We start from the raw sequence: 1,055 nt of genomic DNA, 5'->3' as shown, positions 1-1,055 counted from the left end.
TATCATTTTTAACTGCGTCCGCAATCGCAGGCAAAGCTCGTGCCGTTGACAGAACACCATCAAGCTGGCGTCCGCCATGATTTGAAACCACAATACCATCAGCCCCAAAACGGACAGCATCTTTAGCATCTTCTGGATCGAGGATACCCTTAATTATCATCGGCCCTTTCCAGAAATCACGGATCCACTCCAAATCCTTCCATGAAATGGAGGGATCAAAATTACTTCCCAGCCAACCAATATAATCCTCCAATTTAGTCGGTTTGCCACGATATACGGAAATATTGCCCAGATCGTGTGGCTTACCCCACAATCCCACATCCCATGCCCATTGGGGATGAGTCATTGCCTGCAAAATACGACGCATAGCCGCATTCGGGCCGCTCATACCAGAATGTGCATCCCGATAACGTGCCCCTGGAACTGGCATATCAACGGTAAACACCAGATTTTTGACTCCCGCAGCCTGCGCCCTTTCCAGGACATTGCGCATAAAACCACGATCTTTCAATACATAGAGCTGGAACCAGATTGGACGATCGATTGCAGGAGCGACTTCTTCAATCGGGCATACAGACACCGTCGATAAAGTAAATGGAATGCCTTTTTTGGCCGCAGCACGCGCAGCTTGCACTTCACCACGACGTGCATACATTCCTGTTAGCCCAACAGGTGCAAGTGCTACCGGCATTGACATCTTTTCTCCGAATAAGCTGGTTTCCAGACTCAATTCGGACATATCCTTCAACACACGCTGACGTAATTCAATATTGGATAAATCTGCGGTATTGCGTTTGAGGGTATGCTCTGCATAGGCTCCGCCATCAATATAATGGAACAGAAAAGGCGGTAACTTAGCTTGTGCTGCAATCCGATAATCAGTTGAAGCGGAAATAATCATAATAGGTACCTTAATGTTGAAAAGTTATTCGCACATTATTCAAACACACCAAGTTGCCCATCATCCCACCAACAGATTGCAGTGCCAACATCAAATTGACGTCCATTACATTACTCAATGTGATGGGAATAAAAATGAAAATCAGGGGCATAAT

1 protein-coding gene is annotated in these 1,055 nt (G+C 46.1%); it reads right to left on the bottom strand.

The features are described 5' to 3' along the window. The coding region (lldD, locus tag PSI17_RS17030) for an FMN-dependent L-lactate dehydrogenase LldD (RefSeq protein WP_273553085.1) at positions 1–901 on the bottom strand (901 nt) is incomplete at its 3' end. Positions 902–1,055: the final 154 nt, after the last annotated feature.

Origin of the sequence: Xenorhabdus sp. IM139775 (assembly GCF_028598745.1) — a bacterium.
Taxonomy (GTDB): domain Bacteria; phylum Pseudomonadota; class Gammaproteobacteria; order Enterobacterales; family Enterobacteriaceae; genus Xenorhabdus.
Note: the sequence above shows the minus strand (reverse complement) of the source record. Positions and strands in the feature narration are given on the sequence as shown.